The 23,276-nt window shown below is 56.9% G+C and carries 24 protein-coding genes; 1 reads left to right on the top strand and 23 read right to left on the bottom strand.

Annotated features, from left to right (window positions below; translation table 11 throughout):
- Window positions 1-183 precede the first annotated feature (183 nt).
- The 23 genes from ED236_RS03760 to rpmH all read right to left on the bottom strand — a co-directional run bounded on the left by ED236_RS03760 (window position 184) and on the right by rpmH (window position 21,433).
- Complete coding sequence (locus ED236_RS03760) at window positions 184-765, bottom strand: hypothetical protein (RefSeq protein ID WP_123236641.1); 582 nt, start codon at window positions 763-765, stop codon at window positions 184-186.
- A gap of 68 nt (window positions 766-833) precedes the next feature.
- Window positions 834-2,393 (bottom strand): sulfatase-like hydrolase/transferase, encoded by a 1,560-nt coding sequence (locus ED236_RS03765; protein ID WP_240032028.1) that lies wholly within the window; start codon window positions 2,391-2,393, stop codon window positions 834-836.
- Between the two features lie 65 nt (window positions 2,394-2,458).
- Window positions 2,459-2,827 (bottom strand): DoxX family protein, encoded by a 369-nt coding sequence (locus tag ED236_RS03770; RefSeq protein WP_123236643.1) that lies wholly within the window; start codon window positions 2,825-2,827, stop codon window positions 2,459-2,461.
- Between the two features lie 60 nt (window positions 2,828-2,887).
- Complete coding sequence (gene glmS, locus ED236_RS03775) at window positions 2,888-4,726, bottom strand: glutamine--fructose-6-phosphate transaminase (isomerizing) (RefSeq protein ID WP_123236644.1); 1,839 nt, start codon at window positions 4,724-4,726, stop codon at window positions 2,888-2,890.
- A gap of 20 nt (window positions 4,727-4,746) precedes the next feature.
- The gene (glmU, locus tag ED236_RS03780) at window positions 4,747-6,114 is read right to left on the bottom strand and encodes a bifunctional UDP-N-acetylglucosamine diphosphorylase/glucosamine-1-phosphate N-acetyltransferase GlmU (protein WP_123236645.1); all 1,368 of its coding nucleotides are present in this window, start codon (window positions 6,112-6,114) and stop codon (window positions 4,747-4,749) included.
- Window positions 6,115-6,272: 158 nt separating this feature from the next.
- Complete coding sequence (locus tag ED236_RS03785) at window positions 6,273-6,698, bottom strand: F0F1 ATP synthase subunit epsilon (RefSeq protein WP_123236646.1); 426 nt, start codon at window positions 6,696-6,698, stop codon at window positions 6,273-6,275.
- A 43-nt stretch (window positions 6,699-6,741) separates the two neighbouring features.
- Window positions 6,742-8,160 carry a F0F1 ATP synthase subunit beta gene (gene atpD / locus ED236_RS03790; protein WP_123236647.1) on the bottom strand — a complete coding sequence of 473 codons (1,419 nt, stop codon included), beginning with the start codon at window positions 8,158-8,160 and terminating at the stop codon, window positions 6,742-6,744.
- Between the two features lie 28 nt (window positions 8,161-8,188).
- Entirely contained in the window at window positions 8,189-9,052 is an 864-nt protein-coding gene (gene atpG / locus ED236_RS03795) for a F0F1 ATP synthase subunit gamma (protein ID WP_123236648.1), read from the bottom strand.
- Window positions 9,053-9,077: 25 nt separating this feature from the next.
- A complete protein-coding gene (gene atpA / locus ED236_RS03800; protein WP_123236649.1) occupies window positions 9,078-10,619 on the bottom strand; it encodes a F0F1 ATP synthase subunit alpha in 1,542 nt (513 codons plus the stop codon).
- A gap of 25 nt (window positions 10,620-10,644) precedes the next feature.
- Window positions 10,645-11,181: a F0F1 ATP synthase subunit delta gene (locus tag ED236_RS03805; RefSeq protein ID WP_123236650.1), complete on the bottom strand. Its 537-nt coding sequence runs from the start codon at window positions 11,179-11,181 to the stop codon at window positions 10,645-10,647.
- 12 nt (window positions 11,182-11,193) lie between these two features.
- The gene (locus ED236_RS03810; protein ID WP_123236651.1) at window positions 11,194-11,664 is read right to left on the bottom strand and encodes a F0F1 ATP synthase subunit B; all 471 of its coding nucleotides are present in this window, start codon (window positions 11,662-11,664) and stop codon (window positions 11,194-11,196) included.
- Between the two features lie 36 nt (window positions 11,665-11,700).
- A complete protein-coding gene (gene atpE / locus ED236_RS03815) occupies window positions 11,701-11,940 on the bottom strand; it encodes a F0F1 ATP synthase subunit C (RefSeq protein ID WP_123236652.1) in 240 nt (79 codons plus the stop codon).
- A gap of 47 nt (window positions 11,941-11,987) precedes the next feature.
- A complete protein-coding gene (atpB, locus tag ED236_RS03820) occupies window positions 11,988-12,851 on the bottom strand; it encodes a F0F1 ATP synthase subunit A (RefSeq protein ID WP_123236653.1) in 864 nt (287 codons plus the stop codon).
- Window positions 12,852-12,879: 28 nt separating this feature from the next.
- Window positions 12,880-13,320, bottom strand: a complete 441-nt coding sequence (locus ED236_RS03825; RefSeq protein ID WP_338053147.1) for an ATP synthase subunit I — start codon at window positions 13,318-13,320, stop codon at window positions 12,880-12,882.
- A 17-nt stretch (window positions 13,321-13,337) separates the two neighbouring features.
- On the bottom strand, window positions 13,338-14,192 hold the full coding sequence (locus ED236_RS03830) for a ParB/RepB/Spo0J family partition protein (RefSeq protein ID WP_123236655.1): 855 nt from the start codon (window positions 14,190-14,192) through the stop codon (window positions 13,338-13,340).
- Window positions 14,192-15,001: a ParA family protein gene (locus tag ED236_RS03835; RefSeq protein ID WP_123236656.1), complete on the bottom strand. Its 810-nt coding sequence runs from the start codon at window positions 14,999-15,001 to the stop codon at window positions 14,192-14,194. Before ED236_RS03835 ends, ED236_RS03830 begins: the two co-directional genes overlap by 1 nt.
- 10 nt (window positions 15,002-15,011) lie before the next feature.
- Window positions 15,012-15,668 (bottom strand): 16S rRNA (guanine(527)-N(7))-methyltransferase RsmG, encoded by a 657-nt coding sequence (gene rsmG / locus ED236_RS03840; RefSeq protein ID WP_123236657.1) that lies wholly within the window; start codon window positions 15,666-15,668, stop codon window positions 15,012-15,014.
- Window positions 15,665-17,566, bottom strand: coding sequence for a tRNA uridine-5-carboxymethylaminomethyl(34) synthesis enzyme MnmG (gene mnmG, locus ED236_RS03845; RefSeq protein ID WP_123236658.1), 1,902 nt, complete (start codon window positions 17,564-17,566; stop codon window positions 15,665-15,667). The genes rsmG and mnmG overlap by 4 nt, the downstream gene beginning before the upstream one ends.
- An 89-nt stretch (window positions 17,567-17,655) precedes the next feature.
- On the bottom strand, window positions 17,656-19,005 hold the full coding sequence (gene mnmE / locus ED236_RS03850) for a tRNA uridine-5-carboxymethylaminomethyl(34) synthesis GTPase MnmE (RefSeq protein ID WP_123236659.1): 1,350 nt from the start codon (window positions 19,003-19,005) through the stop codon (window positions 17,656-17,658).
- Entirely contained in the window at window positions 18,992-20,635 is a 1,644-nt protein-coding gene (gene yidC, locus ED236_RS03855) for a membrane protein insertase YidC (protein WP_123236660.1), read from the bottom strand. Before yidC ends, mnmE begins: the two co-directional genes overlap by 14 nt.
- Window positions 20,636-20,685: 50 nt before the next feature.
- Window positions 20,686-20,895 (bottom strand): membrane protein insertion efficiency factor YidD, encoded by a 210-nt coding sequence (yidD, locus tag ED236_RS03860; RefSeq protein ID WP_123236661.1) that lies wholly within the window; start codon window positions 20,893-20,895, stop codon window positions 20,686-20,688.
- A gap of 8 nt (window positions 20,896-20,903) precedes the next feature.
- Window positions 20,904-21,269, bottom strand: coding sequence for a ribonuclease P protein component (rnpA, locus tag ED236_RS03865; RefSeq protein ID WP_123236662.1), 366 nt, complete (start codon window positions 21,267-21,269; stop codon window positions 20,904-20,906).
- A 29-nt stretch (window positions 21,270-21,298) separates the two neighbouring features.
- The gene (gene rpmH / locus ED236_RS03870; RefSeq protein ID WP_045751845.1) at window positions 21,299-21,433 is read right to left on the bottom strand and encodes a 50S ribosomal protein L34; all 135 of its coding nucleotides are present in this window, start codon (window positions 21,431-21,433) and stop codon (window positions 21,299-21,301) included.
- A 357-nt stretch (window positions 21,434-21,790) separates the two neighbouring features.
- On the opposite strand from rpmH, the gene dnaA reads away from it, so the two are divergent.
- The gene (gene dnaA, locus ED236_RS03875) at window positions 21,791-23,170 is read left to right on the top strand and encodes a chromosomal replication initiator protein DnaA (RefSeq protein ID WP_123236663.1); all 1,380 of its coding nucleotides are present in this window, start codon (window positions 21,791-21,793) and stop codon (window positions 23,168-23,170) included.
- The last annotated feature ends 106 nt before the right edge of the window (window positions 23,171-23,276 follow it).

The following is a 23,276-nucleotide window of genomic DNA, read 5'->3' on the forward strand; positions in this document are numbered from 1 at the left end:
GTTGGAGAACACGGCCAGGGCTATTTTAATTCGTAGGATAAAGATGTTTACGGGATAGCGGATACTGGCTTAGAGGATATGGTGTCGTAGCATGTTGTTGTCCTCTGTTTAAGTGAACAGGCAACTATTTTTAGCCACCGACTTTGTTCTTTTAAAAGACCTAATAGCGCTTTTGGTTCTTGATCACTTTCTGCGCCAGAAGAAAAATCGCTTACCGTTAATTTTATCGGGATTGCCTATAAGCTTTTCTTTGTCTTTTTCCAGAATATCAATTATATGCTTGCATTTTCTCAAAGACTCATCAGTTGTGGTGAGCCACTCCTTCCTTTTACTAGCAATGCTATCAAAGGAATTATGTGTATCCATTTCTTGCCGAATAATGATTGTTTTATCAATGTAATCAATCAAGTCAAAACACAAATTAGCAATTGCATCACTAGGTGTATCCGAAATCTCAATTTTTGTTACCCAATTCCTAGCTACTTGGTGTCTAGTAATCGAGCTGTCTTTTTTGTATTTATCAAATTCATCCTCACTTGCAAGGGCGCCTTGTGCTGACCGAAAAAGCAAGGAGCATGCTTTGACTAAATGAATAATTCTTTGAAGTTTTTCAGCCTCTTGTTTCCTAAGCCGTGAAGCAGCTTTGCTGCTCTCCCATCTCGTTATCCATATAGCAGTAACTACAGAAATCAAAGTGCCTATCGCAGTTATATATGCAGGATAATCAATACCTGACACCGATGCTTTCAATACATAAAGTTCCATATTTAGATCCAAAGTTTTGAAGTTGATTAATCATAATAATGAAACTGAGTTTACTGAATACCATAGTACTAATGCACTGACGGCTTCCACAGCTGCAAATAGGTGTCCGATTCATTGAGCAGGTCTTTATCCATCTCTTCGAAGATCGTGGCTTCAGGCAGGGGCATGTCCACATCTTTAGGCGCTTTGATCGCGCTGTAGCCCAAGCCCAGCCTGCCGCCTTCGACGTTGAAGCCGATGAATTCCAGGATGCTGGGCAGCATGTCGAAATGCAGGACTTGTTCACGCAGCTTCTGCGCGCTGGGCAGCCCGATGAACTGGTTGTAGATGGTGCGTTGCTGCAGGCTGTCGAGTTGTTTGTACACCGGGTTGGACATGGCGAGGTGGTCGCCCAGGATGACCACGCGGGTATTGGCAAGGTAGCCCTTGCGTTGCATGAACTGCACGAAGCTGGCGACCTGGTCTGCCGTGCAGCGCACGATGCCAGGAAAATCCGTCACGCCGCGTTGCTGGCAGTGCCTTGAGAAGTGACCGTCCGGGCCGTGCGTGTCGATGGTGGTGAGCGTCAGGTTGAACGGTTTGCCTTCGCGCTGCAGTGCCTGCAGCCTGGCGCGTGCATAGACGAACAGATCGTCGTCGTACAGGCCCCAGAAGTTCATGTCCGCCTTGCTGCGGCCCTGCTTCAGCTCTTCGCGGCCATACACCTCGCTGTAATGGTGGTCCAGAAAGAAGCGTCCCTTGCCGGAAAACGACAGCGCGTCGCCGCCCATATACACATTGCGATAACCAAAGTCGTGCAGGATGTCGCCCAGACAGACGGCGTTGGGCAGAAAGCTTTTGATGTTATGGCCCTGATCGTTGCCGTTATACAGGCTCACGCTCTTGAGCGGCACGGCGCATTGCGTGGCGGTGATGCCGGCAATGGTCCAGCCGGTGCCCGGCGCTTGACGGAACCGTTCAAAACGGAGGCCGTTGAGAGCATCCAGGCTGGCCAGCAGGTTGCTGCCGAACAAAGCCGGGTCGCGGTAGCTGTTCTCCAGGCTTTCCACATAGATCAGCACCAGGTTGAGCGGCTGGCGCGCCGTGATGGTGACCTTGCGCGGGTCCAGATAATGTTCAGAGAAGTAATCGCGCCCGAACTGGCTGTGCAGATAGGCCAGCATGGAGAATTGTACGCAGAAGTAAGCGAGCGCACTCATCAGCACATACACCGGCGCGCGGTGGCTGATGACCCAGTAACTGACCTTGAGCGCGCGGCGCGCCTGGCTGTGAGCCCAACCGGCCGGGTGATGCAGGGTGCGGCTGAGATAGTAGCCGCTCACAAACTCGAAGCCGACCACCAGCAAAGCCAGCAACAGCGGCAACAGCAACGCCTGCTGGATGAAGCTGTGTATCAGCTGCGCATCGGTGTCCACCAGGCCTTCCATGCCGAATTGCAGGTGGTACAGCACCTGCTCCAGCGAAGGCTCGCCAAAGTTGTCATTCACCCACAGCCCCATGCACACCAGGAACAGGGCAAGCAGATACACCAGAAAACGCAGCAGCAGGCGCGTCAGGTGGCGATGATGGTGGCTGGAATGCGAGGCTGGCGTCATGAAAGTGACCACAAGGCTGAGGCTTACCCGCATGCGCGGCATGCAAAACGGGCGCTACCAGTTGGCAGCGCCCGTAGCGGGTATAGCCTGAGTCGTGCTTAGCGCTTGTCGACGGACAAGGCGGTTGCGCCACTGCTGGCCAGCAGCAACAAACCACCGGCGATGGCCAGGTTCTTCAGGAACAGGATCTGCTGCATCTGGTCAGCGAAGTTGGCATGGAACAGCACGGCGGTAGCGATGCTGAACCCGGCCAAGAGGTAGGCCACCAGACGCGTCTGCAAGCCGATGACGATGGCAAAGCCGCCCAGTACTTCCAGCGCGATGGTAGGCCACAGCAGGATCTCCGGCACCCCTACGGAGGCCATGTAGCCCGCGGTACCTTCCGGATTAGCCAGTTTGCCTAGACCAGCGACCACAAAGATCAGGGCCAGTAAGATGCGACCTGCCAGATGGGAAACGTGCTGCATGGTGTTGCCTCCTTGTTTGTTATGGTGTTTGTTTGGTTTGTGGTGCGAATCGTGGCTAGACTACTCCACCGTGACCGATTTTGCCAAGTTTCTGGGCTTATCCACATCCGTGCCCTTCAGCAAGGCCACATGGTAGGCCAGCATCTGCACCGGGATGGTATGCAGGATGGGCGAAAGCACGCCCACATGACGCGGCGTGCGGATCACATGCACACCATCACTGCCGGTGAAGTTGCTGTCGGCATCGGCGAACACGAACAGCTCGCCTCCGCGCGCGCGCACTTCCTGCATATTGGATTTGACCTTTTCCAGCAGGCTGTCATTGGGGGCGATGACCACCACCGGCATGTACTGGTCCACCAGCGCCAGCGGGCCATGCTTGAGCTCGCCAGCCGGGTATGCCTCGGCGTGGATGTAGGAGATCTCCTTGAGCTTGAGCGCGCCTTCCAGCGCGATGGGGTAATGGATGCCGCGACCCAGGAACAGCGCATGATAGCGTGGCGCGAAGGCGTTGGCCCATTCGCGGATCTGCGGTTCCAGGTTGAGCGCATATTGCACACTGCCCGGCAGCAAGCGGACCGAATCCAGGTATTCCTGTTCCTGCTCGCTACCGAGTTGCCCGCGCAGCTTGGCGATGGTGGCCGCCAGCATGAACAGGCCCATCAACTGCGTGGTGAAGGCTTTGGTGGAGGCTACACCGATCTCGGCACCGGCGCGCGTGTAGAACACCAGGCGGGAAGCGCGCGGGATGGCACTCTCCTGCACGTTGCAGATGGCCAGCGTCAGGTGCTGACCCAGCGATTTGGCGTGCTTCAACGCTTCCATGGTGTCCAGCGTCTCGCCGGACTGGGAGATGGTCACGATCAATTGGCGCGGGTTGGGCACGGACTGACGGTAACGGTACTCGCTGGCGATCTCCACATTGGTGGGCAATTTGGCGATGCTTTCCAGCCAGTATTTGGCGGTCAGGCCCGCGTAATAGCTGGTGCCGGCCGCCAGGATCAGCACGCTGTCCACTTGGGACAACACCTCCTCCGCGTCCTGACCGAATAGCTGGGTGCTGAACGCGCCGTCATCGATGAGCGCTTCCACGGTGTCGGTCAGCGCGCGTGGCTGTTCGTGGATCTCCTTCTGCATGAAGTGGGCATAAGGCCCCAGCTCCATGGACGCCAGCGAGACGTCACTGCGGTGCACCTTGCGCTCCACCACCTGGTTCTGGGCATCAAAGATCTGCACGCCGTCCTGACGGATCTCGGCGACATCGCCATCTTCCAGATAGATCACATTACGCGTCACCGACAGCACGGCCGAAACATCGGAAGCGATGAAGTTCTCACCCTCGCCCAGGCCGATCAGCAGCGGGCAGCCCTGCCGGGCACAGATCATGGTGGGTTGGTTCAGTGCGATCACGCTGATGGCGTAGGCGCCGGTGAGCTCGGTGGCCGCCTGCTTGACCGCGTTCAGCAGGGTCAGACCCTGCTTGTAATGGTGATGCACCAGATGCGCGATGACTTCGGTGTCGGTCTGCGACTCGAATACATAACCCAGTTGTTGCAGGCGGGTGCGCTGCTCGTCATGGTTCTCGATGATGCCGTTATGCACCACGGCCAGTTCGCCCGCGTTCTGACTCGGCGACACGTGCGGATGCGCGTTGGATTCGGTCACGCCGCCATGGGTAGCCCAGCGCGTGTGGCCTATGCCCACATGGCCACTCAGTTCGGTGGCTTCTGCTTTGCGCTGCATCTCGGAGACACGGCCCACGGCACGCACACGCTTGATGTCGCCATCCAGCACGGCGATGCCGGCAGAATCATAGCCGCGATATTCCAGGCGGCTGAGGCCCTCGACCAGCATTGGCACTACATTACGTTGCGCTACGGCGCCGACGATCCCGCACATGGTGTGTCCTTATTTCTTGGTTATTTCTTGATTTTTTGTGGCCGTTGCCAGCCGCTGATGGTGAATTGGCGCACACGCGACATGGTCAGCTGTCCGGCCGGGGCTTCCTGTGTGATGGTGGAACCAGCGGCGATGGTGGCGCCCGTCTTGACGGTGACCGGTGCGACCAGCTGGGTATCCGAGCCGACGAATACGTTGTCTTCGATCACGGTGCGGAATTTGTTGGCACCGTCGTAATTGCAGGTGATGGTCCCGGCCCCGATATTGACCTGTTTGCCTATGCTGGCATCACCCACATAACTGAGGTGATTGATCTTGCTGCCCTCGTCCACCTGCGCGTTCTTGAGCTCCACGAAATTGCCCACATGGGCATCACGGCTCAACTCGGTGCCTGGACGCAAACGCGCGTAAGGCCCGATGCGGCAATCTTCTGCCACCTTGGCCTGATCCATGTGGGTGTAGGGGGCGATCTGGGTGCCTGCGCCTATGGCCGTGTCACGCAGCATGCTGTAAGCGCCCACTTTCACGCCATCGCCTAGTTTCACTTGCCCTTCGAACACACAGCCTACATCGATCTCCACATCGCGGCCTGTCTCCAGCGTGCCACGTAGGTCTATGCGCGCAGGATCGGCCAGCGTCACCCCCGCCTGCAGTAGTTTGTGTGCGGCGCGCAGCTGATAGACGCGCTCCACTGCTGCGAGATCCAGCTTGGAATTGACGCCAGCCACCTGCCATTCGTCCTCGGTGATCTCGGCATGCACAGGCACGCCGTCACTCACCGCCATGGCCACGATATCGGTCAGGTAATACTCGCCCTGACTGTTCTGGTTGCTGAGCGAGGACAGCCACTGCTTGAGCCAGCGATTGGGCAGCGCCATGATGCCGCTGTTCACTTCGCGTATCTCGCGCTGGGCGGCGCTGGCGTCCTTGTGTTCCACGATGGCGACAACGGCGCCTGCATGATCGCGCACGATGCGGCCATAACCTGTGGGATCCGGCTTTTCCACCGTGAGCAGTACCAGACTGCTAGCGGCTTGCTGCAGCACGCGCTGGCAGGTCGCAGCCTCGATCAACGGTACATCACCGAGCAGGATCAGACTGACACCGTCATCTTCCAGATGCGCGACCGCCTGCATGACCGCATGGCCGGTGCCCAGTTGCTGTGCCTGCTCCGCCCAGTGCAAAGCCTGCCCGGAAAACGCCTGTGGTACGGCCTGACCGCCAAAGCCATAGACCACCACGATCTTTTCTGGAGCAAGTTGATTTGCGCACTGGATCACATGGCCCAGCAAAGGCTTGCCTGCGATGGCATGCAGCACCTTGGGCTTGTCCGAATGCATGCGTGTGCCCTTGCCTGCGGCAAGGATGACGATATTGAGTTTGTTCATGGGCCTGAAAGATTCATACGGGGAACAGTCACTACGATTCTATCCAGTTGTGCGTTGAGATAAAACAAAAAAGGCAGCCTGAGCTGCCCTTTTTGTCATGCACCGACACTAAGGTCAGTTGCTGCTACTTCAATACGCCTTGCTTAAATTCGCCTTGCTTAGTGACCAGGCTTGCGCAGACGCTGGATGGCCTGCAGCTGCGCGATGGCCTCGGCCAGCTCGGCTTGCGCCGTTGCGTAGTCGATCTCGGAAGCGTTGTTCTTGAGCGCTTCTTCTGCCGCACGCTTGGCTTCCAGTGCCTTGGCCTCGTCCAGATCGGCACCGCGGATGGCGGTGTCGGCCAGCACGGTGATCACGCCAGGCTGCACTTCCAGGATACCACCCGAGACAAAGATCAGAACCTCTTCACTCTCGTTCGGCACCTTGACACGCAAGGGGCCAGGCTTGATGGTGGTGATCATGGGCGCGTGACGTGGGTAGATACCGACTTCACCCATGATCGCCGGGGCGGCAACAAATTCTGCCAGCCCGGAGAAAATGGACTCTTCAGCACTTACTACGTCCAGATGTATCGTCATTGCCATGTTGATCCTTGCTTCAATGCTTGGTGTTTGGAAGCCTGAGTGATTAGTTCAGGGTCTTCGCTTTTTCTACGGCTTCTTCGATCGCGCCTACCATGTAGAAGGCCTGCTCTGGCAGGTGATCGTATTCACCGTTCACAATGGCCTTGAAGCCCTTGATGGTGTCCTTCAGCGTGACGTACTTGCCTGGGGAGCCGGTGAACACTTCAGCGACGTGGAATGGCTGCGACAGGAAGCGCTGGATCTTACGTGCGCGGTTCACAGCCAGCTTGTCTTCTGGAGACAGTTCGTCCATGCCCAGAATGGCGATAATGTCGCGCAGTTCCTTGTAGCGTTGCAGCGTGGACTGTACGGAGCGGGCCACGGTGTAGTGTTCTTCGCCCACAATCAGCGGATCCAGCTGGCGTGAGGAGGAATCCAGCGGGTCAACCGCCGGGTAGATACCCAGGGACGCGATGTCACGCGACAGTACCACGGTGGAGTCCAAATGCTGGAACGTGGTGGCTGGGGATGGGTCGGTCAAGTCATCCGCAGGCACGTAAACGGCCTGGATGGAGGTGATCGAACCTACCTTGGTGGAGGTGATGCGCTCCTGCAGGCGGCCCATTTCGTCGGCCAGCGTAGGTTGGTAACCCACGGCGGAAGGCATACGGCCCAGCAGTGCGGATACTTCGGTACCAGCCAGGGTGTAACGGTAGATGTTGTCAACGAAGAACAGAATGTCACGGCCTTCGTCACGGAACTTCTCGGCCATGGTCAGGCCGGACAGTGCCACGCGCAGACGGTTGCCCGGTGGTTCGTTCATCTGACCGAACACCATCGCCACCTTGGACTCGCTCATGTTGTCCAGCTTGATGACGCCAGCTTCTGCCATTTCGTGGTAGAAGTCGTTACCTTCACGGGTACGCTCACCTACACCGGCAAATACGGACAGACCAGCGTGCTGTTTGGCGATGTTGTTGATCAGTTCCAGCATGTTCACGGTCTTGCCTACACCGGCACCACCGAACAGGCCAACCTTACCACCCTTGGCGAACGGGCAAACCAGGTCGATCACCTTGATGCCGGTTTCCAGCAGGTCAACGGAAGGCGACAGCTCTTCGAACGTAGGCGCAGCCTGGTGTATGGAACGACGCTCATTACCTTCGATCGGACCGGCTTCGTCGATCGGGCGACCCAGCACATCCATGATGCGGCCCAGTGTACCGTTACCAACTGGCACGGTGATCTGTTCGCCCGTGGCCTTGAACTTCATGCCGCGCGACAGACCGTCGCTGGAGCCCATGGCGATGGTACGTACGATGCCATCACCCAGTTGTTGTTGCACTTCCAGGGTCAGGCCTGGTTCTGCAGTGGAATTCTCTTCATCGAGAATCAGCGCGTCATACACTTTAGGCATCTGGTCACGTGGGAATTCTACGTCAACCACCGCGCCGATACATTGAACCACTTTACCTTGACTCATCTTGGTTTCCTCAATCAATACTTATTCGTTATACCGCGGCGGCGCCGCCCACAATTTCAGAGATTTCCTTGGTGATCGCTGCCTGGCGTGCCTTGTTGTAGACCAGCTTGAGCTCGCCGATGACGTTCTTGGCGTTGTCGGAAGCGGATTTCATCGCCACCATACGTGCGCTCTGCTCGGACGACATGTTCTCGGCAACAGCGTGCAACACCAGCGATTCCACGTAACGGATCATGAGCTGATCGATCACGCCCTTGGCTTCCGGCTCGTAGATGTAGTCCCAGTGGCCTTGCGCACTGCCCATCTCTTCACCCGACAGTGGCAGCAACTGCTCGATGACAGGCTCCTGCTTCATGGTGTTGATGAAACGGGTATACACCACATGCAGCTGGTCGATCTCGCCAGCGATGTAGGCATCCAGCATCACCTTGACCGGGCCGATCAGCTTGTCCATGTGCGGACGGTCGCCCAGGCCGATCACGTGTGACTTGACCTTGGCACCGACACGGCCCATGAAACCGAAGCCCTTGTTACCGAGCGCACACACGGAAACGCCCTTGCCTTCAGCTTCCCAGGCCTTCATCTGGTTCAGCGACAGACGCAGCACATTGGTGTTCAAACCACCGCACAGGCCTTTGTCTGAACTGACCACGATGATGCCGACATTGGCCACCTTCTCGCGAGTGATCACGAAAGGATGCTTGTACTCGGGGTTCGCCTTGGACAAGTGTGCCGCGACATTGCGGATCTTCTCGGCATAGGGACGGGCTGCACGCATACGATCCTGCGCTTTGCGCATTTTCGATGCGGCGACCATCTCCATCGCCTTGGTGATCTTGCGCGTATTCTCTACGCTCTTGATCTTGGTTCTAATCTCTTTACTACCGGCCATATCTGGTTCGCCCTAGTCGGGTTAGTTAGTAAGCGTTGGTTGCCTTGAAGTCGCGGATCGCTGCTTCAACTGCCTTCTCGTCGTCCCCTGCCAGGTCCTTTGTGGACTCGATCTTGTCCATCAATGGCTTGTACTTGGAGTTCATGAAGGAATGCAGTGCGGATTCAAACGCCAGCGCCTTGTTGACCGGCACGTCGTCCAGATGGCCCTTGTTGGCAGCCAGCAAGGTCACTGCCATGGTGGACACGCTCAGTGGTGCGTACTGTGCCTGCTTCATCAGCTCGGTGTACATACGGCCACGTTCCAGTTGCTTGCGGGTGGCTTCGTCCAGATCGGAAGCGAACTGCGCGAACGCAGCCAGTTCACGGTACTGAGCCAGTGCCAGACGCACACCACCACCCAGCTTCTTGATGACCTTGGTCTGTGCTGCACCACCGACGCGGGATACGGATATACCGGCGTTGATCGCAGGACGGATACCCGCGTTGAACAGGTCGGTTTCCAGGAAGATCTGACCGTCGGTGATCGAGATCACGTTGGTTGGAACGAAGGCGGAAACGTCGCCGGCTGCAGTTTCAATGATAGGCAGCGCGGTCAGGGAACCGGTCTTGCCTTTCACTTCACCGTTGGTGAACTTCTCGACGTAATCTTCATTGACGCGAGCAGCACGCTCCAGCAGACGGGAGTGGATGTAGAACACGTCGCCTGGGTATGCTTCGCGGCCAGGTGGGCGACGCAGCAGCAGGGAGATCTGACGGTAAGCGATCGCTTGCTTGGTCAAGTCATCGTAAACGATCAGGGCATCCTGACCACGGTCACGGAAGTATTCGCCCATGGTGCAACCAGCATACGGTGCAATGAATTGCAGTGCAGCGGAGTCGGAAGCGGTCGCGGCCACGATGATGGTGTACTCCAGCGCGCCGTTCTCTTCCAGTTTACGTACCACGTTGGCGATGGTCGACGCCTTCTGGCCGATCGCGACATAGATACAGGTCATGTTCTGACCCTTCTGGTTGATGATGGCATCGACAGCTACGGCGGTCTTGCCGGTCTGACGGTCACCAATAATCAATTCGCGCTGACCACGGCCGACTGGGACCATGGAGTCCACCGACTTCAGGCCGGTTTGTACAGGCTGGGAAACGGATTTACGTGCGATAACGCCAGGGGCGATCTTTTCGATCTTGTCCGTCATCTTGGCGTTGACCGGGCCCTTGCCGTCGATAGGCTGACCCAGCGCGTTCACAACGCGACCGATCAGTTCCGGACCGACTGGCACTTCCAGGATCTTGCCGGTGCACTTGCAGGTGTCACCTTCGGTAATGTGTTCATAACTACCCAGCACCACAGCACCGACCGAGTCACGCTCCAGGTTCAGCGCCAGGCCAAAGGTATTGCCGGGGAATTCGATCATTTCACCGGCCATCACGTTGGACAGACCGTGGATACGCACGATGCCGTCGGTGACCGAGATGACCGTACCCTGGGTGCGCACTTCGGCGCTGGGCGAGAAATTCTCTAATCTGGTTTTAATCAGCTCACTGATTTCTGATGTGGATAACTGCATTACTCTGTCTCCTGACCTTTAAGGTCTAACCTTTAAGCGTATAAGCCAATTCTTGTAATTGACCCTGAACGGAAGCATCAATCACCGTATCACCCAGCTCGATCTTGAGACCGCCGATGATTTCAGGTGCCAACTTGACACTCGCTTCTACCTTTTTGCCAAATTTGCGCTCCAGCTGTGCAACCACCGCCTTGATCTCGGCAGCACTGGGCTTTACCGCGGCGGTGATGACGGCATCCAGCACGCCTTCGTCTTGCGCTTTGAGCGCTTCGTACGCGGCAGCCACTTCCGGCAACAGGTCGAGGCGGTCATATTCCACCAGCAGCCTGATCAGATTCTTGCCCGGCTCGTCCAGACGGTCGGCACAGACCGCCAGAAAGACACGCTCGAGCTCAGCGCTCGAGGTTTTCGGATCTTCGATCAGCGCACGCATTTGCGCGTCGTTGGCAACGGCAGCCGCGAAGGTCAGCATTTCTGACCAGCGCGACAGCGCGTTGTGTTCCTTTGCCAGGCGGTAAGCCGCCACAGCGTAAGGTCTGACTATCGTGATTGCTTCAGCCATGGTCGCTTACTCTCACAGCTCGTTGGCAATGGTTTTCAGCATGTCAGCGTGTGCCTTGGCGTCGATCTCTTTACGCAGGATCTTCTCTGCGCCAGCAACCGCCAGTGCGGAGACCTGCTGACGCAGACCTTCCTTGGCACGATTCACTTCCTGCTCGATTTCAGCCTTGGCACCCGTGATGATGCGGTCGCCTTCAACCTTGGCGTTGCCTTTTGCCTCTTCCACGATCTCACTGGCGCGCTTGTCAGCTTGCGCAATGATGTCAGAAGCCTTTTCCTTGGCAGCATTCAGTTCCTGGTTCGCCTTTTTGGCAGCGAGTTCCAGTTCATGTTTGCCACGATCGGCGGCAGCCAGTCCGTCGGCGATTTGCTTTTGCCGCGCAGCCAGCGCATCCATGATCGGTGGCCACACGAACTTCATGCAGAACCAGACGAACAAAGCGAACATGATCGCTTGGGCAATAAGGGTTGCATTGATATTCATGCAAAGACCTTTCCGTGATTAATTTTCAGGATGCCCTTAGCCTGCTACAGCGAACAGGATGTACATGGTGATACCGACAGCGATCATCGGGATCGCGTCAACCAGACCCATGACGATGAAGAACTGGGTACGCAGCATAGGCAGCAACTCTGGCTGACGTGCAGCACCTTCGAGGAAGCGGCCACCCAGGATACCAATGCCGATAGCGGCACCAATTGCACCCAGACCCATCATCAGGGCACCAGCGACGTACAGCAATGCGGTTGACAATTCCATTTGAATCAATCTCCTATTAGTGGAAAGTTATAAAGTTGCTTGAAAAATTAATGATGTTCCTGATGCGCCATGTCCAGATAGACAATGGTGAGCGTCATGAAAATAAAGGCTTGCAGGGTAATAATCAGAATATGGAAGATCGCCCAGCCCAGGGAAAGCAGAATCTGCGAACCGAACAGCGTCACGCTGCCCACACTGGCCGTTGCCCAAGCACCGCCCATCAGAGCGATCAGGATGAAGATCATTTCACCAGCGTACATATTGCCGAACAGTCGCAGCGACAGCGAGACCGGCTTGGACAGCAGGGAAACACCTTCCAGAAACAGGTTGATCGGGGCTGCGAACTTGCCGAACGGCTGGTAGGCCAGCTCGGCGAAGAAACCGCCCGGGCCCTTCATCTTGATGCTGTAGTAAACCACCAAAACAAAGACACTCAGGGACAGACCGAAGGTGGCGTTTGGATCAGTGCTAGGCACCAGCTTCCAGTACATGTGCGGGTCATACAAAGCGATCAGCTGACCAACGAAATCGATGGGCACCAGATCCATCAGATTGATGAGCCAGATCCAGGCAAAAATGGTCAGCGCCAGCGGGGCCACCAGCGGGTTACGGCCTGTGAACGAGCCGCGCACGCTGTTGTCGATGAATTCAATGACCCACTCGACGAAATTGACCAGACCGGAAGGAACACCGGTGCTCGCCTTGCGGGCGGCACGGTAGAAGAAGAACAGGAAGATGACACCGGTCAGGAAGGACATGACCAGAGTATCGACATTCAGAGCCCAGAAACCCATCTCTTTGGCTTCTGCAGCAGAGTGGGCGCAATGAAAATGGCCCTCTTGCAAGGTACAGGTGAGATTCTGCAGGTGGTGCTTGATATATTCAGAAGAGGTTATGGATTCGCTTGCCATTTTTCTTTAACCATCAATAAAAACATCTTCACGCGTTATTGCGTGCTTTCCCCTGACCGAACACACTCATCAGGGAAACCAATATCAGCGCCGACTGGGCAACGACAAAGCCAAGCATGACATGGAGTGGTGACAGCTGCATCTTCAGCATGCCGATCACCAACAAACATATGACAACAAAAAACCGCTCCACTACGGAACGGTACATCATGCCCAACTGCTTGCCCGCACTTTGCAAGTTTTTGCGTTGGTGCATGCGCCATACCAACAACAGCACATTACTCAACGCGCAAACACCACCCCAGACCAGAGACTTGGCGATATCGATACGTTCACCGTATATCGCCAGCACTGCGCAGATCGTGATCAACATAAGTTGCAGGCAGATGACACGACGGCCATAACTTCTCTCTGCAGCAAATGTTTTTGCACCAGACAACAAGGACTTGGATACTATCAATGAATGCAATCCCTGTCAAACCGGCGCTAGTCGGCGCGTATGCCGATGCGCGCCAGGATGCTTTGCAGCTGATCGAGGGATTTATAGTCCACCACCAGCTTGCCTGCGCCACGCGCCTGATGCTGGATGGTGACGTTGGCGCCCAACTGCTCGCTGGCGGATTCCTGCAGACGCAGCACGTCACGGTCCGGCTCTACCACCGGGCGCGGCGCGCTCGCTTCGGGCTGATTGGCCAGCCGCTCGGCTTCGCGCACGGACAGGCGCTCCAGCGCGATCTTTTCGGCCAGCATGATCTGGCGCGCGGGCTCCAGGGTCAACAGTGCACGCGCATGGCCCATTTCCAGCTTGCCCTGCATCAACAACTCCTGCACGGCAGGATTGAGGTTTAGCAAGCGCAGCAGATTGGTCACCGCCGTGCGCGAACGTCCGACCGCCTGCGCGGCCGCTTCGTGGGTCAGGGCGAATTCGTCGATGAGGCGCTTGATGCCGCTGGCTTCTTCCAGTGGATTGAGGTTCTCGCGCTGGATGTTCTCAATGAGCGCCATGGCCAGCGCAGCTTCGTCGGCGATCTCGCGCACCAGCACCGGCACTTCCGTCAGGCCTGCCAGCTGGGAAGCACGCCAGCGACGTTCACCCGCAATGATCTCGTGGCGTCCGCCCGCGACCGCACGCACGATGATGGGCTGCATGATGCCCTGCGAACGGATGGATTCGGCCAGACTTTCCAGCGAAGCCTGATCCATGTGCGTGCGCGGCTGGTACTTGCCGGGCTGCAATTCGCTCACGTTCAACGTGCGTAGCGTGTCCTGCTCACTCACACTCTGCATGTCGCCAGACAACAAGGCATCCAGCCCGCGTCCCAAGCCTTTGGGTTTTACCATTACTCGACTTCCTGTACGTTCAATTGCTTGTCAGCTTTCGCTTTTTGTTGCGCAGCGCGATTGATCATCTCGCCCGCCAGTGCCAGGTAGGCCTGTGCGCCCTTGGACGCGCGGTCATAGATCAGCACCGGCATGCCATAGCTGGGCGCTTCGGCCAGCCTGACATTGCGCGGGATCACAGTGCGGTACACCTTGTCCCCAAAATGCTGCGACAACTCGGCGGATACCTGCTGCGCCAGCATATTGCGGTTGTCGAACAAGGTGCGCAGCAGACCTTCGATCTCAAGACCCGGGTTGAGGTGAGCACGCACTTTCTTGATGGTGTTGACCAGATCGGACAGGCCTTCCAGCGCATAGTATTCGCATTGCATGGGGATCATCACCGCATGCGCGGCGGTGAGCGCATTCACGGTCACCAGATTCAGTGCCGGCGGGCAATCGATCAGCACATAGTCGTAGTGCTGGGTCATTTCGGCCAGCGCCACCTTGAGCCTGGTCTCGCGCGCGATCTCGTTGACCAGTTCCACCTCGGCACCCGCCAGCTCACGGTTGGCTGGCACCACATCGAATTTGCCTTCACCCGAGCTGACCGTCACTTCCTGCAGGGAATTCTGGCCGATCAGCACGTGATACACGGTGCGTTTCAGGACAGATTTATCCAGCCCACTGCCAGTGGTGGCATTCCCCTGCGGATCCAGGTCGATGAGCAGCACACGGCGTTTGGTAGCGGCGAGGCTGGCCGCCAGATTGACACAGGTGGTGGTCTTGCCTACTCCACCCTTCTGATTGGTAATGGCCAGAATACGCATGGGGTCCTTGTCAGGCAGCCGCTTGGGCGGTCGCCGTCAGATTGGGCAGAAAAACCAGGTGTCGCTGTGCATCCAGACCAGGCACGACCAGCGGTACAATCGCTGAAGGTTTGGGCGTCGAAGGTTTTAGCTCGATCTGCGCCAGTTCGTCATGCGGATACACCCCCTTCATGGCTAGCCACAGGCCTTCCGGGCGACACAGATGTGCGGTCAGCGTGAGGAACAACTGCAACTCCGAGAACGCGCGCGAGATCACCACATCGAACGGCTGCTCAGGCTGGAACTGCTCGACACGGCTGCACACCACCTGCAGGTTATCGATCTGCAGTTCAGCCTTGACCTGACGCATGAAGCTGGTTTTCTTGTGGCTGGAATCCAGCACCGTGACCTGCAAGTCGGGCAGACACAGCGCCAGCGGGATGCCAGGCAAGCCCGCACCACTGCCCACGTCCAGCAGGCGTTCAGCGTGGATGTGCGGCAGTATCACCAGACTATCCAGCAGATGCAGCGTGACCATCTCGTCGGGGTCGCGCACCGCCGTCAGGTTGTGTACCTTGTTCCACTTTTGCAGCAAGGCCAGGTAAGCCAGCAAACGCTCGACCAGTTCGGCGCTCAAAACGATGCCAGCCTGTTGCAGCCCCTGCTCCAGTTTCAGCTTGAGACTCATGCCACGCGCTCGCTGCTTTTGCGGTTCTTGTTGCTGCGCTTCAAATGCACCAGCAACAGCGAGATGGTGGCCGGTGTGATGCCGGAGATGCGGCTGGCCTGACCTATGGTTTGTGGACGCTGGGCATTCAGCTTCTGTTGCGCCTCAATGGAAAGACCATGCACCTCACGGTAATCAAGATCCTCGGGAAGCACGGTCACTTCGCTGCCGCGCTGCTTGTCGATCTCTTCCTGTTGCCTGTCGATATACCCCTGGTACTTGGCGGCGATCTCCACTTGTTGCCACACCGCCGGGTCCTCCACCCCATCTCCTGCACCAGGCAGGCTGAGCAGGTCGTGGTAGCTGACATCGGGGCGGCGCAGTAACTCGAACAGTGCGTACTCACGCTCGATCGGCTTACCCAGCACGCGCAGCGCATCTTCCTGTGGCAAATGTTGCGGATGCACAAAGCTGCGCTTGAGCCGCTCCTGCTCGGCCGCCACCGCGTCACGCTTGCGTGAAAACGCGTCCCAGCGCACATCATCCACCAGCCCGATACGACGACCCGCTTCGGTCAGACGCATATCGGCATTGTCCTCGCGCAGCAGCAAGCGGTATTCAGCACGGCTGGTGAACATGCGGTAGGGCTCGCTGACACCACGCGTGATCAGGTCATCGACCAGCACACCCAGATAGGCTTGTTCACGCCCCGGGCACCAGCCCTCTACACCACGGGCATACAAGGCGGCGTTAGCGCCCGCTAACAGCCCTTGGGCGGCGGCTTCTTCGTAGCCGGTGGTGCCATTGATCTGACCAGCAAAGAACAACCCTTGAACCGCTTTGGTTTCCAGCGTGTTTTTCAGGCCGCGCGGGTCGTAGTAATCGTATTCGATGGCATAGCCGGGACGCAGGATGTGCGCATTCTCCAGACCACGGATGGAACGTACCAGCTGATACTGGATATCGAATGGCAGACTGGTCGAGATGCCGTTGGGGTAGATCTCGTGGGTGGTCAGGCCTTCCGGTTCCAGAAAGATCTGATGCGATTCCTTGTCGGCAAAACGGTGGATCTTGTCTTCCACCGATGGGCAGTAGCGCGGGCCCACGCCTTCGATCACGCCGGTATACATGGGCGAACGGTCCAGGCCGCTACGGATGATGTCGTGGGTCTTTTCGTTGGTATGCGTGATCCAGCATGGCAACTGCGCCGGATGCTGTTCCACGCGGCCCATGAAGGAAAATACTGGCAGCGGATCATCACCCGGCTGTTCGGTCATCACAGAATAATCAATCGTGCGGCCATCGATGCGCGGCGGAGTGCCGGTCTTGAGGCGCCCGGCTGGCAGGCCGATCTCGCGCAAGCGTGCCGCCAGCGAGATGGACGGCGGGTCGCCGGCGCGGCCAGCCTGATAATTGGCCAGGCCCACATGCACCAGCCCGCCAAGGAAAGTGCCGGCCGTCAGCACCACAGCTTGCGCTTCAAAACGCAGACCCAGCTGCGTCACCACGCCCGCAACGCGCTCACCCTGCAGAATGATGTCATCCACGGCCTGCTGAAACAGCCACAGATTAGGCTGGTTTTCCAGCCGGTAACGGATGGCAGCTTTATATAGAACGCGGTCAGCCTGGGCACGGGTGGCGCGCACTGCCGGGCCTTTGCTGGAATTCAGAATGCGGAACTGGATACCGGCTTCGTCCGTGGCCGCTGCCATGGCACCACCCAGCGCATCGACTTCCCTGACCAGATGGCCTTTGCCTATGCCGCCTATCGACGGATTGCAGGACATCTGTCCCAACGTTTCGATGTTATGCGTAAGAAGTAGCGTGCGACGCCCCATGCGTGCGCTGGCCAGCGCCGCTTCGGTGCCGGCGTGCCCACCGCCAACCACAATAACATCAAATTTTTCAGTGTATTGCATGTTGCTAATATCCAGCCTTGAATGCGCCCTATGTTACTTGATTGCAGGTGGTTCGTCATGCCTGCCAGTGTTTCACGTGGAACGGACGGCTATTTTCCTATGCAGAAACGGCTGAATATTTCGCCCAGCAGATCATCCGGGGTGAATTCGCCCGTGATGCTGCTGAGTGCGTCCTGCGCTAGCCGCAACTCTTCGGCCAATAATTCAGGGTACTGAAGCTGGTCCAAGGCGTACTGCAAGTGAGTGTCCACTACAGACAAAGCTTGCAAATGTCTGGCGCGGGCCATGAACACGCCTTCCCCACTTGGCTGCCAGCCAGCCAACTGCAACAGGTGCTGGCGCAACAGCTCGATACCGTCGCCGTGTTTGGCGGAAACGAACAGATGGGTTTCCTGATCACGCAGCTCGCTGCGCGGCTGTTCTGCGCTGAGGTCTATCTTGTTGTGCAGCCACACGCGCGGCAGGTCAGCGGGCAAGCGCGCCAGAATGGCGGCTTCCACTCCGGTGATGCCGTGCTGGGCATCCACCAGCAGGATAGCGGCATTGGCGGTCTCCAGCGCACGCCAGGTACGTTCGATGCCCATTTGCTCGACTTCGTCTGCTGTGTCGCGCAGACCAGCGGTGTCGATGACATGCAAAGGCACACCTTCGATCTGGATCAGGCTGCTTATGGTGTCGCGCGTGGTGCCGGCGATGGGCGTCACGATGGCGACCTCCTCCCCCGCCAGACGGTTCATCAGGCTGGATTTCCCCACATTGGGCTGGCCCACCAGCACCACACGTATGCCTTCGCGCAGCAGGTTGCCCTGACGCGCACTGGCATGTAGCCGCTGCAAGGCCACGCTCACCTCTTCCAGCTTGGCACGCACGCCACCCTGGGTGATGAAATCGATATCTTCTTCGGGGAAGTCGAGGCAAGCCTCGACATAGAGCCGCAGGCGGATCAGGCTGTTCAGCAGCACCTGCACACGTTGCGAGAATTCGCCAGACAAGGAACGCACCGCACTGCGCGCCGCTTCCGCTGTAGCCGCATTGATCACATCGGCGACGGCTTCTGCCTGGGCAAGATCGAGTTTGTCATTGAGATAAGCGCGACGCGTGAATTCGCCCGGCTCGGCCTGGCGTGCGCCTAGGCTCAGGCAACGCGCCAGTAAAATCTGCATGAGTGCAGGCCCACCATGGGCTTGCAGCTCCAGTACATCTTCACCGGTGTAGGAATTGGGGCCAGGATAATAGATCGCGATGCCACGATCGATGAGACTGCCATCGGCATCCTTGAAGCCAAGGTAGGCGGCGTGACGCGCGGCCGGACAGTCGCCGAGCACGGCGTCCGCGATCAACGCACTGGCCGGACCAGAGACGCGCACTACACCAATACCGCCCGCCCCGGCTGCGGTGGCGATGGCGGCAATGGTGTCAGCTGGCTCAGCGGCCGCCATTTCCTTTTTTCTTGGCCGCTGCGCGCTCGGTGGCGCGGTTGATCTGCCATTGCTGGGCAATGGAGAGCACGTTGTTGACCAGCCAGTACAGCACCAGGCCAGCCGGGAAGAAGAAGAAGAACACGCTGAACACGATAGGCATGATCATCATGACCTTGGCCTGGATCGGGTCGGTCGGAGCCGGGTTCAGCCTGGTCTGGATGATCATGGTGGCGCCCATCAGGATAGGCAGCACGTAATAGGGATCGATCGCAGACAAATCAGTGATCCACAGCATGAACGGTGCATGACGCATCTCCACACTGCCCAGCAACACCCAGTACAGCGCGATGAATACCGGGATCTGCACCAGAATAGGCAGGCAGCCACCCATAGGGTTGATCTTCTCGGTCTTGTACAGCTCCATCATGGCCTGCTGCATCTTCTGCTTGTCGTCGCCGAACTTCTCTTTCAGACTTTGCAGTCGCGGCGCTATCTCGCGCATGTGCGCCATGGAGCGGTAACTGGTCGCCGACAATGGATAGAACGCGAGTTTGATCAGCACGGTCAGCAGGATGATGGCCACCCCCCAGTTATGCACCACGCCCTGGATCGCGGACAACACCCAGAACAGCGGCGCAGCGATCACGGTCAGCCAGCCATAATCCACGGTGTATTCGAGGCCAGGTGCTACCGTTTCCAGCGTGGACTGGGTCTGTGGGCCCGCGTAAAGCTGCGCCGTCTGAGTCAAACTGGCGCCTGGCGCCACCGTGCCCAGAGGACTGATACTACCCAGAGAGAAGATCTTGTCGCTGAGTTTCTTGGTGTAGTACTCGCGGCTTTGCTGCGCTGGCGGGATCCAGGCACTGACAAAGTAATGTTGGACCAAACCGATCCAGCCGTCTTTGCTGGATTTGGACAGGTCCTGTTTGGCCATATCACCGAAGGGGACTTTTTTGAACTTCTCGGCATCGGTGAAATAGGCGCCACCTGTGAAGGTGGGCATCATGGCCGAGGCCTTGTTGGATTCGCTGTCATGCACGATCTGATAATAGACCGAAGGCTGTAAGGCATTTGCGCTGTTGTTGCGCACTTCGTAACCTACCTCGATCACATAACTACCGCGCTTGAAGCGGTAGATCTTGTCCACTTCCACACCCTCACCCACCCAGCTCAGTCGCACTTCCAGCTGGTCCGTGCCATCTGCCAGCTGATAACTGCTTTGGCTGCTGGTGAACTCGGCTTTGTGTGTAGGCAGATTGCTGCCCAGCAAACCGGTCTGGGCCACATAGATGGCTGGCGCGTTACGGTCATTCATGAGCACGAAAGGCTGATTTTCCTTGCTGTCGGCCAGATGCTGGCTCAACTCCAGGCGACGCAGGTCACCGCCCTGGGTATCGATCTCGGCCTTGAACAGGTCGGTGCTGACCTGGATACGTTGTCCACTGGCTAACTGGAAACCACTTTCAGCCGGAACTTCCTGATTCGCTGCGGCAGCTGGTGCGGACGGAACGCTGCTATCGCCTGCCTGGGCAATCGCTCCTGTTTGTGTCTGAGCTACTGCAGGCGCATTCTGTTTTTGCCAGGAATCCCACAGCATCAGCAGTGAGAACGAGAAAATCACGAATAAAATGAGTCGCTTGGTATCCATAGGGTCAATCTTGCAATGTGGTTGCAGGGAAAGTGGAAGTAAGGCTGTACTTAGGGCACTGGATCGATTCCACCCGGGTGCCAGGGATGACAACGTGCCAGACGCCGTATGGTATAGGCAAATCCACGTAGCGCGCCATGTTTTCGAATCGCTGCGATGCCGTAATGAGAACAGGTCGGACTGAATCGGCACTGTGTGCCGAAATAAGGACTGAGCGCTATCTGATATAACCTGATCAACGCTATCAATATTTTTGCCATCAAAGCCTCTACGCGTCGGCCTGTGGTTTAGGCCGTGGCAATCTTGCCAGCAATGCAGCGAACTCCTGCTCCACTACGGCATAGTCCGTGTCACTGAACGGTTTCTGCGCACGCACGACCAATTCAAAAGCTGGCAACGCGCAACGGGTTTTTCTGAACAGTTCGCGCAATACACGCTTCATGTAGTTGCGGCTGATGGCACGGCGCGCAGTCTTTTTCCCGACCACCAGACCGATTCTGGCCTCACCGCCTACAGCATGCGCGTAATGTATGGCGAGAAAATGACCAGTAAGGCGTTTGCGCAAACTAAAAACGGATGAAAAATCATCCGTTTTTGTGATTCTCGCCTGACGAGGAAAACCTGACGTTTTCACTCTGGCAGGGTTAAGCAGGTCGAGCAGGCTTATACAGCCAGACGCGCACGGCCCTTGGCGCGACGTGCAGCAATCACTGCGCGGCCACCACGCGTTTTCATGCGCACCAGAAAACCATGGGTGCGTGCACGACGAACCTTGGATGGTTGGTAAGTACGTTTCATAGTCAATCTCCAGATACAGCGTATTTGAGCAAGGGCGTGATTTAACCCGATACGGCCTTGCCTTGTCAATGTTTATTTATTAGTCAATTACCTACGTCGCCTGTGGATAAGTTGAATCAAAGGGGCTAAAATAAATTCCAGATATGGCTGGCTCACCATGTTGTCCACAGCCTCCGTACAATGCGGCAATCCGCATGACAACGCAAGTATCGCGAGATTTGCCAGGCATAGTCCACAAGCTATCGCCACAACAAACCTAATGCATCAGGCATAGTGCTCGCTTCGATCAGGCCCGTTCAGTTGCAAGCCGACTGATATCGGGCGAATCACCACCATTTTGGAGGACCCGGGCGACCGATGGAAAATTTTTGGTCTATTTGTCTTAGTCGTTTTCAGCAGGAGCTCTCGGCCCAACAATTCAATACCTGGATCAAGCCATTGCGCGTGGAGACCGGTGAACACGGGCTGCGCGTACTGGCACCTAACCGTTTTGTTCAGCAATGGGTGCGTGACCGCTTCCTGCAACGCATAGAGAGCCTGGCTGAAGAACTTTTGAATTCCTCGGGCCGGGTTGAATTAGTGTTAATGGACCACGTGCCTGCAGCTGCCAAGGATGTGGTGCAGGAAAGCCAGCCAGTCAGCCAGTCGGCCACCAAGCCAGCCGCGATCAGCAATGCGGCTAAAAGCCTGGCTCAGGCAAGAAAGCATGCCCCGGCAGGCAGCGGACTCAACCCCTCTTTCAATTTCGATAATTTCGTGACCGGTCGTGCCAATCAGTTGGCGCGCGCCGCTGCCTTGCAGGTGGCCGAGAACCCGGGCACCGCTTACAACCCGCTGTTCATCTACGGTGGCGTGGGCTTGGGCAAGACGCATTTGCTGCAAGCCATCGGCAATCATCTGAAATTGCAGCGCCCGGATGCCAAGATCCGCTATCTACATGCAGAACGTTATGTATCGGATGTGGTAAAAGCGTACGAAAACAAATCCTTCGATGAATTCAAACAGCAATACCATTCGCTGGACCTGCTGCTGATCGACGATATCCAGTTCTTTGCCAAAAAGAACCGCACGCAGGAAGAGTTCTTCTATGCGTTCAATTCGCTGATCGAAGCCAAAAAACAGATCATCATCACTTGCGACACCTACCCCAAGGAGATCGCGGATGTGGATGAACGCTTGCGCACGCGCTTCAGTTGGGGCTTGACCGTTGCGGTAGAGCCGCCTGAACTGGAAATGCGTGTCGCCATCCTGTTGAAAAAAGCAGAAGCCGCCCGCTTCCTGCTGCATGAGGATGTCGCGTTCTTTATCGCCAAGCAGGTACGCTCCAGCGTGCGTGAACTGGAAGGCGCACTGAACCGCATCATCGCCATGTCTAACTTCACTGGCCGTGATGCCGATGTGAATCTCGCCAAAGAAGCGCTCAAGGATCTGATCGCCGTACGTGGTCGTCAGGTCACCATAGAGAACATCCAGAAGACCGTCGCTGATTATTACAAAATCAAGGTGGCGGAGATGTATAGCAAGAAGCGGTCACGTAATTTTGCACGCCCCAGGCAGATCGCCATGGCACTGGCTCGCGAACTCACCAATCATAGTTTTCCTGAGATCGGTGAAGCGTTTGGTGGTCGACATCACACGACAGTGATGCATGCATGCGATGAGATTGAACAACTACGCCAGAACGATCATATTCTGGCCAGGGACATTGCGTTTCTGGTTCAAGTCATCCGCGATTAAGCTTATGTTGTGGATAAGGTCTGGGTGAAACAACGGGTTTAGCTGCGGATTACGAAAATGCTAAAATCATGAACAATTCATCCACAGGCTGAAGGCTAGTTGTCCA

The sequence above is a fragment of the Pseudomethylobacillus aquaticus genome (genome assembly GCF_003730115.1).
Classification (GTDB): Bacteria; Pseudomonadota; Gammaproteobacteria; order Burkholderiales; family Methylophilaceae; genus Pseudomethylobacillus; species Pseudomethylobacillus aquaticus.

What these genes read in the sequence shown, in the direction of transcription:
- ED236_RS03760 (WP_123236641.1), bottom strand. Translation starts at nt 765, where the DNA reads ATGGAACTTTATGTATTGAAAGCATCGGTGTCAGGTATTGATTATCCT.
- ED236_RS03765 (WP_240032028.1), bottom strand. Translation starts at nt 2,393, where the DNA reads ATGCGGGTAAGCCTCAGCCTTGTGGTCACTTTCATGACGCCAGCCTCG.
- ED236_RS03770 (WP_123236643.1), bottom strand. Translation starts at nt 2,827, where the DNA reads ATGCAGCACGTTTCCCATCTGGCAGGTCGCATCTTACTGGCCCTGATC.
- glmS (WP_123236644.1), bottom strand. Translation starts at nt 4,726, where the DNA reads ATGTGCGGGATCGTCGGCGCCGTAGCGCAACGTAATGTAGTGCCAATG.
- glmU (WP_123236645.1), bottom strand. Translation starts at nt 6,114, where the DNA reads ATGAACAAACTCAATATCGTCATCCTTGCCGCAGGCAAGGGCACACGC.
- ED236_RS03785 (WP_123236646.1), bottom strand. Translation starts at nt 6,698, where the DNA reads ATGGCAATGACGATACATCTGGACGTAGTAAGTGCTGAAGAGTCCATT.
- atpD (WP_123236647.1), bottom strand. Translation starts at nt 8,160, where the DNA reads ATGAGTCAAGGTAAAGTGGTTCAATGTATCGGCGCGGTGGTTGACGTA.
- atpG (WP_123236648.1), bottom strand. Translation starts at nt 9,052, where the DNA reads ATGGCCGGTAGTAAAGAGATTAGAACCAAGATCAAGAGCGTAGAGAAT.
- atpA (WP_123236649.1), bottom strand. Translation starts at nt 10,619, where the DNA reads ATGCAGTTATCCACATCAGAAATCAGTGAGCTGATTAAAACCAGATTA.
- ED236_RS03805 (WP_123236650.1), bottom strand. Translation starts at nt 11,181, where the DNA reads ATGGCTGAAGCAATCACGATAGTCAGACCTTACGCTGTGGCGGCTTAC.
- ED236_RS03810 (WP_123236651.1), bottom strand. Translation starts at nt 11,664, where the DNA reads ATGAATATCAATGCAACCCTTATTGCCCAAGCGATCATGTTCGCTTTG.
- atpE (WP_123236652.1), bottom strand. Translation starts at nt 11,940, where the DNA reads ATGGAATTGTCAACCGCATTGCTGTACGTCGCTGGTGCCCTGATGATG.
- atpB (WP_123236653.1), bottom strand. Translation starts at nt 12,851, where the DNA reads ATGGCAAGCGAATCCATAACCTCTTCTGAATATATCAAGCACCACCTG.
- ED236_RS03830 (WP_123236655.1), bottom strand. Translation starts at nt 14,192, where the DNA reads ATGGTAAAACCCAAAGGCTTGGGACGCGGGCTGGATGCCTTGTTGTCT.
- ED236_RS03835 (WP_123236656.1), bottom strand. Translation starts at nt 15,001, where the DNA reads ATGCGTATTCTGGCCATTACCAATCAGAAGGGTGGAGTAGGCAAGACC.
- rsmG (WP_123236657.1), bottom strand. Translation starts at nt 15,668, where the DNA reads ATGAGTCTCAAGCTGAAACTGGAGCAGGGGCTGCAACAGGCTGGCATC.
- mnmG (WP_123236658.1), bottom strand. Translation starts at nt 17,566, where the DNA reads ATGCAATACACTGAAAAATTTGATGTTATTGTGGTTGGCGGTGGGCAC.
- mnmE (WP_123236659.1), bottom strand. Translation starts at nt 19,005, where the DNA reads ATGGCGGCCGCTGAGCCAGCTGACACCATTGCCGCCATCGCCACCGCA.
- yidC (WP_123236660.1), bottom strand. Translation starts at nt 20,635, where the DNA reads ATGGATACCAAGCGACTCATTTTATTCGTGATTTTCTCGTTCTCACTG.
- yidD (WP_123236661.1), bottom strand. Translation starts at nt 20,895, where the DNA reads ATGGCAAAAATATTGATAGCGTTGATCAGGTTATATCAGATAGCGCTC.
- rpmH (WP_045751845.1), bottom strand. Translation starts at nt 21,433, where the DNA reads ATGAAACGTACTTACCAACCATCCAAGGTTCGTCGTGCACGCACCCAT.
- dnaA (WP_123236663.1), top strand. Translation starts at nt 21,791, where the DNA reads ATGGAAAATTTTTGGTCTATTTGTCTTAGTCGTTTTCAGCAGGAGCTC.